This window comes from Sphingomonas sp. LH128 (genome assembly GCF_000293195.2).
In the GTDB taxonomy this organism is placed as follows: Bacteria; Pseudomonadota; Alphaproteobacteria; order Sphingomonadales; family Sphingomonadaceae; genus Novosphingobium; species Novosphingobium resinovorum_A.
Window position 1 is genome coordinate 21,332 of the sequence record NZ_ALVC01000173.1, and the last position, 7,671, is coordinate 29,002.

The 7,671-nt window shown below is 66.2% G+C and carries 8 protein-coding genes; 4 read left to right on the plus strand and 4 right to left on the minus strand.

Annotation, left to right across the window (positions count from 1 at the left end):
- Window positions 1-21: 21 nt before the first annotated feature.
- Genes LH128_RS14680 through LH128_RS14690 form a run of 3 tightly spaced genes read left to right on the plus strand, consistent with a single transcriptional unit; the run spans window position 22 to window position 2,332 of the window.
- The gene (locus LH128_RS14680) at window positions 22-1,347 is read left to right on the plus strand and encodes an aromatic ring-hydroxylating oxygenase subunit alpha (protein WP_008830433.1); all 1,326 of its coding nucleotides are present in this window, start codon (window positions 22-24) and stop codon (window positions 1,345-1,347) included.
- On the plus strand, window positions 1,347-1,895 hold the full coding sequence (locus tag LH128_RS14685) for a VOC family protein (protein WP_008830434.1): 549 nt from the start codon (window positions 1,347-1,349) through the stop codon (window positions 1,893-1,895). The genes LH128_RS14680 and LH128_RS14685 overlap by 1 nt, the downstream gene beginning before the upstream one ends.
- 17 nt (window positions 1,896-1,912) lie before the next feature.
- Window positions 1,913-2,332: a nuclear transport factor 2 family protein gene (locus LH128_RS14690; protein ID WP_008830435.1), complete on the plus strand. Its 420-nt coding sequence runs from the start codon at window positions 1,913-1,915 to the stop codon at window positions 2,330-2,332.
- Between the two features lie 135 nt (window positions 2,333-2,467).
- Here the strand turns inward: LH128_RS14690 and LH128_RS14695 are convergent, their stop codons facing one another.
- On the minus strand, window positions 2,468-2,830 hold the full coding sequence (locus tag LH128_RS14695) for a putative quinol monooxygenase (RefSeq protein ID WP_008830436.1): 363 nt from the start codon (window positions 2,828-2,830) through the stop codon (window positions 2,468-2,470).
- A gap of 133 nt (window positions 2,831-2,963) precedes the next feature.
- Between LH128_RS14695 and LH128_RS14700 the strand changes: the two genes are divergently transcribed.
- Window positions 2,964-3,722: a glucose 1-dehydrogenase gene (locus tag LH128_RS14700; protein ID WP_008830437.1), complete on the plus strand. Its 759-nt coding sequence runs from the start codon at window positions 2,964-2,966 to the stop codon at window positions 3,720-3,722.
- 43 nt (window positions 3,723-3,765) lie between these two features.
- Here LH128_RS14700 and LH128_RS14705 read toward each other — a convergent pair whose 3' ends face one another.
- The 3 genes from LH128_RS14705 to LH128_RS14715 all read right to left on the minus strand — a co-directional run bounded on the left by LH128_RS14705 (window position 3,766) and on the right by LH128_RS14715 (window position 7,562).
- A complete protein-coding gene (locus LH128_RS14705) occupies window positions 3,766-4,986 on the minus strand; it encodes a glycosyltransferase (protein ID WP_008830438.1) in 1,221 nt (406 codons plus the stop codon).
- Window positions 4,987-5,009: 23 nt separating this feature from the next.
- Window positions 5,010-5,582 (minus strand): helix-turn-helix domain-containing protein, encoded by a 573-nt coding sequence (locus LH128_RS14710; RefSeq protein WP_008830439.1) that lies wholly within the window; start codon window positions 5,580-5,582, stop codon window positions 5,010-5,012.
- A gap of 195 nt (window positions 5,583-5,777) precedes the next feature.
- Window positions 5,778-7,562 (minus strand): ABC-F family ATP-binding cassette domain-containing protein, encoded by a 1,785-nt coding sequence (locus tag LH128_RS14715; protein ID WP_008830440.1) that lies wholly within the window; start codon window positions 7,560-7,562, stop codon window positions 5,778-5,780.
- Window positions 7,563-7,671 lie beyond the last annotated feature (109 nt).

The window sequence follows — 7,671 nt, forward strand, 5'->3', positions numbered from 1 at the left end:
AATCACAGGATACCTGAAGCCATGAACATCCAGACCAAGGTTTCCCGCTACTCGCAGGAATTCGATCCGCCGGTGCGCGGCGACACCATCACCGCCGACCGCTACACCACCAAGGAGTGGATGGACGGCGAGATGAAGAACCTGTGGCCCAAGGTCTGGCACCTTGGCGGGCTCCTCGCCGAACTGGAGGAGCCGGGTGACATCATCCGCCACAACTTCGCCAAAGAGTCCGTCATCATGGTCAAGCAGGAAGACGACTCGATCAAGGCGTTCTACAACTCCTGCCCGCACCGGGGTAACCGGCTCGTGCTGGGCGAGATGGCCAGCGTGCCGCGCATCGTCTGCGGCTATCACAACTGGACCTTCGACCTCGACGGCACCCTCGCCAAAGTGCAGGACCCCGACGATTTCGAAGGCGGCACGCCCTGCGGTAAGGTCCACCTTTCCGAACTGCGCTGCGAGACATGGGGCCCGTTCGTGTTCTGGTGCATGGACGACGACGTCGCCCCCTTGCACGAATGGCTTGATCCGTTCCCCGAGCGCCTGAAGGGCTACGGAATCGAGAACTGGGTGCGGGTGCTCAACGTCTCGGCCGATGCGGACTTCAACTGGAAGATCATCCGCGACAACTTCAACGAGAGCTACCACCTCCCGACCATCCACCCCGAACTGGCGACCTTCATCAACGACGGCCTGCCCGACACCCTGTTCGAGATGTACCCCTCGGGCCACAACTCGATGTGGATGAAGGGCCATCAGGCGACCACCCGCGTCGATTACCACACCTCCGAAGTGCCCGCTCCGCTGGGCGAGGCAGCGCGGGCGTGGGGCATCGATCCCGAGGAATACAACGGCCGCACGGGTGATCTGCGCGAAGCGATCATCGAGGCGAAGCGCCGCCTCGGTCCGGGCCGGGGCTACACCAATTACGACAACATGAGCGACCAGCAGCTGGTGGACTATTTCCACTGTACTCTGTTCCCCAACCTGACGCTCACCATGAGCCCCGAGCAGTTGCAGGTCCTGCGCACCGAGCCGCACCCGACCGACCCGGAAAAGTGCGTCTTCCAGCACTGGTGCCTCTATCCGCCGGTCGAGGGCATGAAGGAGGTCTTCACTCCTCTCGGCATGTTGCCGCTGCAGCATGACGCGGTGGCGCGCCATTCGGTCTACGGCGACGGCGTTTCGGTGGGCTACGTGGCGGATCAGGACCTGTCGATCGGCACCAGCCAGCAACAGGGCCTGAACTCGCGCGGGTTCAAGGGCTGCATCCTGCCGGGTCAGGAAAAGCGCATCCAACGCTTCCACGAACTGCTCAACGATTACGTGAAGGGCGCGCCGGAATAATGGTCGCGCCCGGCGTTCCGGGCTCCCACGTCATGCAGGTGGCCTTCATGGTCGAGGACCTTGAGGTCGCCTGTATGGACTGGGTGCGTACCACCGGAATCGGGCCGTTCCTCACCGTGCCGCATGTGGTGCTGGAGGAATATTCCTATTGCGGGCGGCCTGCCTCGGGTCTGGATTTCTCGGTGGCGATCGCGCAGTCCGGTGGCGTGCAGATCGAGCTGATCCAGCAGCATTGCGACAACCCTTCCGCCTACCGCGATACGGTGGCGAAGGGGCAGGGCGGCTTCCACCACCTCGCGATCTACACCGATGATTACGATGCGGTGCATGCGCGCTATGCGCAGCAGGGCTTCGTGACGGCGGTGGATGGCAGCTTCGGCGGCTTTCGCTTTTCCTACATCGACACCTCGGCGACGCTCGGCTGCATGATCGAGCTGATCGAGGAAAACCCGCTGCAGGGCGAATTCTTCGCCCGCATCGCCGGCGCTGCGCAAGGCTGGGACGGCTCCGACCCGATCCGCCCCGGCTTTCCCGTAACGACGCAATAAGAGAGGATCTTGCTTCAATGACAGCCTGCCCCATCGAGGATCGTCTGGCGATCCAGGACCTGCTTGTGTCCTATGCCCATGCCGTCGACAGCCTGCATGACCTTGACGGCATCTGCGCCGTCTTCGTGGAGGACGCGGTGTTCGACCTGTCGGGCATCGGTTTTCCCAGCCTCAATGGACACGGCGAGATCCGCAAGTTCTTCGAGGACACCTTCGCGGCCATGGCGGCCCACGCGCATTACCTGACGAACTTCGCGATCACCGCCTACGACGGCGATACCGCGTCGATCCGCGCCTATGTGATCGGCATGGGCAAGTACAAGGCGGGCGGCGGGATCACCGTCAACGGGCGCTACTACTTCGACGTCGTGCGCACGCCCGAGGGCTGGAAGGCCAAGCGCTACACGATGGATTTCCTGATCCCGATCGAGGGGTGACGTCGTCCCGGACTTGATCCGGGGCCGCTGGCTGTCTTTAGATGCGTGCTCGCCGCGAAGCACCCTGCCGATGGTTCGGTGGTTCACGGCCAGCGGTCCCGGATCAAGTCCGGGACGACGCACATTTGCCCGGTGTCAGCCTTCCAGCTTTACCCCGAAAATCTCCTTCCGCGGCCAGCCGTCATCCGCATAGACCGCCTCCGGTACGCCCGCGCCGTAAAGCTGCACGCCGAACCCGGTGATCTCCCACTGCTCCAGATGCGCGCGCATGTCGGCGTAAGGCGGGTCGGCGAAGTGCTGGAGGAGGTCTTTCTCGCTCTCCCATTCCTCGTAGACCTGGATCACGCCGGGATCGATCGGATCGACCGCCCAGGTATAGGCGAGGCAACCCTTCTCCTCGCGCGCGGCGAGGATGTGGTCGCGGCCCGTGGTGATGATCTCGGCGCAGGTGCTCTCGTCGCCTGCATAGCGCAGCCAGCCGGCCACGATGATGCGCATGGAATTGTCCTCTCTTCGTTGTGCCGCGAAGGCTAGGGGCGCCCCGGGCGAAGCGCCGCTCTCACTTTGCACAGGTGGCCGAGAGCGACGCCGCGGGCCAAGTCCGTGGCCGAAGAAAAACGGAGAGAGCGGCATGACGGGACGGATCGAAAGCAAAGTGGCGCTGGTCACCGGCGCCGCCTCGGGGCTGGGCGAGGCGATCGTGCGCCGTTACATGGCCGAGGGCGCAGCGGTGCTGGTCGCCGATATCGACGCGGCTGCGGGCGAGCGGCTGGCCGCAGACCTTGGCGCGGCGGCGCATTTCGTCCCTCTCGACGTGACGCAGGAAGATCAGTGGATCACCGCCTTCGCTCGGGCGGACGAACTGCATGGCCGCCTCGACGTGCTTGTGAACTGCGCCGGGATCACCACCGTCGGCTCGGTGGAGGCGCTGACTCTGGACGCTTTCCGCCATGAACTCGACGTGGATCTTGCCGGGCCGTTCCTTGGCTGCAAGCATGTCGTTCCGCTGATGAAGCGCACCGGCGGTTCGGTCATCAACATCGCCTCGATGGCGAGCATCCGTGCTCGGGACTATCTGGCCGCCTATAACGCCGCGAAGGCGGGCGTCACTCACATGACCAAGTCGATCGCGCTGCACTACGCGCACGAGAAGTACGGCATCCGCTGCAATTCGGTGCATCCCGGCGTGATCCACACGCCGATCCTCGACAAAGTGCTGGCGCAATCCGACCAGCCCGAAAAGCTCTACGCCGAATGGGTCGCGGGCCACCCGATCGGCCGTCTCGGCAAGCCGGAGGAAGTGGCGGCGCTGTGCCTCTACCTCGCCAGCGACGAGAGCGCCTTCGCCACCGGCGCGGAGTTCGTGCTGGACGGCGGCTCGTCGCTCTGAAATCCGTCATTGCTTCGCTGCGCTCGCAATGACGAAGCAAAAGTCAGGCGGTTTCCTCAAGCTCCGGGGCGGGTTCGTCCTGCCCCAGCACGCCCTTCCAGAAGTGCACGATGTTCTCGGCATTGACGCCCCACGAGAAGCGGCTGACGTGTTCGGCTACTTGCGCCTGTGTCGGCGGATCGGCGAGGATGTCCTCCACCGCTGCCGCGATGGCGTCGGGGGTGCGTTCGACGATGCGTCCGGCGCTGGCGTCGCTGACAATCTCGCGCGCGCCGCCGATGTCGGGAATGACGATCGGGGTGCCGCAGGCGAGGCCCTCCACCCACACGTTCGCCAGTCCCTCGCTGGCGGAGGGCAGTACCAGCACGTCCGCCGCGCACAGGACGTGCGGCAGCAGTTCGTGATCGACGAGGCCGAGGAACTGCACGCGCTCGGCCACGCCGAGGCGCTGGGCGAGGGCTTTCAGCCGTGCCTCGTCCTCGCCGCTACCGGCCAGCGCAAGGCGGGCTTCGGGCAGGCGGCACAGCGCCTCGATCACCAGCGCCTGACCCTTGCGCGGGATCAGCGCACCGGGCGTCACCAGCAGCGGACCTTCGGACCAGATGCCGAGATTCGGCATCGCTGAGACGAGGGCGCGAGCGGCGCCGCGCTCGATCGGATGGAACTTTTCGCGGTCGAGGCCGGTGTAGTGGATGTCGATCCGGTCGGCGGGCATGCCGAGCTGGATCATGTCCTCGCGCAGCGCCTGACTGACCGCGAGCAGCCCGGCGGACTGGTGCGCCGCCTCCAGCATCTGCTTCAGGGCATGCGGGCGCTGGCCCCAGAAATGGATGTCCGCCCCGCGCGACTTGATTGTCAGCGGAATGCCCAGTTCACGCGCGACGATCGCCGCGGCCGGGCCGTCCGGGAAGAAGAACTGCGCATCGACGAGGTCGAAGGGCTTCTCCTTGTGCAATTTGCGCACCAGCGGCAACCCGGCACGGGCGATGCGCCCCGGATTGGTGTCGCCGCCGACTTTCGGGAACGTGGTGAACTTGGGGTAGTGGACCTTGAGGCCCACCGCGTCGCTCACCTCCGGAATATCCTTCAGCCGCGCGTAGGGCTCGCGCGTGGAGAGTGGCCAGGGCGGGATGCCGATGGGGCTCACCATCGTCAGTTCCACCTGACCGCTGGCGACGACCGCGCGCATCTGGTTGCCGACGAAAACGCCGAACGAGGGCTTCACCGGGTTGGGAAACAGCGTGGCGATGGACAGGACGTGCATGGATTTCCCGTGGCGGCCGAGGGTCAGAGCTTGCGGACCAGCATTTCGGCAACCGCGAGCCAGGCGGGTTGTTCCACCGCGACCGGGCTTTTGCCAGCGGCGGGCGGCAGGAGGGTGACGGTCTGTGCACTACCCTCGGTAAGCCGACCGAACGCGAAGCGTCCGCCCGGCATGGGCGCGAGGACGTCGCGGTTGAGCAGGTCGGTGGCCTCTTCCGGACGGTGCTGGCGCAGCCACAGCTGGTCGCCCTCGCGGTATTCGCCGACGGCGGCGTCTACGGAAACGACCACCCACGGCGCGTCGGCGGAGAGATCGTTGGGCAGCACGGCATCGACGGGCTTCTTCAGCGCCTCGGCGCCTTTGGTGCCCAGCGTGGCGACTAGGCGGGCGGGCTCGGCGCCTTCGGAGCGCAGCAGGGTTTCCGGCTCCACCTGCAGCGCGGCGGCGATGCGGTTCATCCATACCAGCGACAGGTTGCGCATGCCGGTTTCGAGGCGACCGATGGTCTGCGCGGTGGTCGGCGGATCGCAGGCCAGCGCCACGTCGGCCAGCGTCATGTTCTTCTGGCGGCGGATGTCGCGGATGCGGTTTATCATGCGGAGCCTCTGTAACCGATTTGGTTTGAGAGGGCTATCGACCGATTGGCGGGGTTTGGCAAGGGGGCGTTGCGCACGGTATGCCCACCCCGCTGCGACTAGGCGATAAATCGCCAAGTCTCGCTCCCCTCCCGCTCGCGGGAGGGGCGTTCCATTGCCTCCCCTCCCGCTTGCGGGAGGGGTTGGGGGTGGGTTTCAGCCCTCGACCTGCTCCGCCAGTTCCAGCCAGCGCTCCTCCGCCGTATCCTTTTCAGTCCGTGCCTTGGCGATGGCGTCGGTCAGTGCGGCGAACTTCTTCGGGTCGCGCGTATAGAGCGCCGGGTCGGACAGCGCCGTCTCGTCGCGCGCGATCAGGCCTTCCAGTTCCTCGATCCGCTTGGGCAGCAGTTCGTAGTCGCGCTGGTCCTTGTAGGACAGCTTGGCCTTCTTGGCGGGCATCTGCGGTGCGGCGGCTGCGGTTTCCGCCTTGGTCTTCTTCGCCGCGCCCACGGTGCGCTCGCGGCGCTTGGCTTCCCAGTCGGCATAGCCGCCCGCGATCACGTCGATGTGGCCCGAGCCGTCGAGGCCCAGCGTGATGTTCACCGTGCGGTCGAGGAAGTCGCGGTCGTGGCTGACGATCAGCACGGTGCCGTCGTAGTCCGAGATCACTTCCTGCAGCAGGTCGAGCGTTTCCAGATCGAGATCGTTGGTCGGCTCGTCGAGCACCAGCAGGCTGGAGGTGGTGGCAAATTCGCGCGCGAACAGCAGGCGCGAACGCTCGCCGCCCGATAGGGTACCGACCTTGGCCTCGACCAGACCCGGATCGAACAGGAAGTCCTTGAGATAGCCCTGGATATGCTTGCGCACGCCGCGCACGTCGATCCAGTCGCTGCCTTCGGCCAGCACGTCGCGGATGCGCATTTCCGGCTCCATGCGGCTGCGCTGCTGGTCGATCACGGTGGGCTCCATGCTGGCGGCCTGCGTGATCGTACCGGAATCGGGCTGCATCTCGCCCATCAGCAGCTTGAGCAGCGTGGTCTTGCCCGAGCCGTTGGCGCCGACGATGCCGATGCGGTCGCCGCGCTGGATGCGCAGGGAGAAGTCCTTGATGACCGTGCGGTCTCCGAAGGCCTTGGTCACCTTGTCGGCGACGATCACCGACTTGGTCTTGCTGTCGTTGGCGACGACTTCCAGCTTGGCCGCGCCCTGCGGGCCGACCATCGCGGCGCGGGTGGCGCGCATTTCCCACAGCTTGGCCAGACGACCCTGGTTGCGCTTGCGGCGCGCGGTGACGCCGCGTTCCAGCCAGTGCGCCTCGATCTTGAGCTTGGCGTCGAGCTTCTGCGCGGCGCGCGCTTCCTCGGCGTAGACTTCCTCTTCCCACGCCTCGTAGCCGCCGAAGCCGATGTCCTTGCGGCGCAGGCCGCCGCGGTCGAGCCACAGCGTCGCGTTGGTCAGGCGGGTGAGGAAAGTGCGGTCGTGGCTGATGACCACGAAGGCGCCGTTGTAGCGCTGCAGCCACGATTCCAGCCAGTCGATCGCGGCAAGGTCGAGGTGGTTGGTCGGCTCGTCGAGCAGCAGCAGGTCGGGTTCCATCGCCAGCGCGCGGCACAGCGCGGCGCGGCGGCGCTCACCGCCCGATGCGCTGGCGGCCTCGCGCGAAAGGTCGATGCCGAGCTGGTCGGCGATCGCCTCGACCTCGTGCTGCGCGGGGGCGTCGTCGCCATGGATCGCGAAGTCGAGCAGGGTGGCGTAGCCGGTGAAGAACGGGTCCTGCTCCAGCGTGACGACGCGCGTGCCCGGTTGCACCGAGCGAGTGCCCTTGTCGGCATCGACGATGCCCGCCAGCAGCTTGAGCAGCGTGGTTTTCCCGGCGCCGTTGCGGCCGATCAGCGCCAGCCGGTCGCGCGGCCCCACGTTGATGTCGAGGCCCTGAAAGAGCCAGCCATTGCCCTGGACGAGGCCGAGATTTTCCCAGCTGAGGATCGGTGCGAGTGCCATGGGCCGCGCCCTACAGGGGAGTGAGGGGGAAGGGAAGTACCGCAAGTCCTCCCTGTCGCGCAGCGATGGGGAGGGGGACCGCCGACGCAGTCGGGGGGGGAGGGGGGGG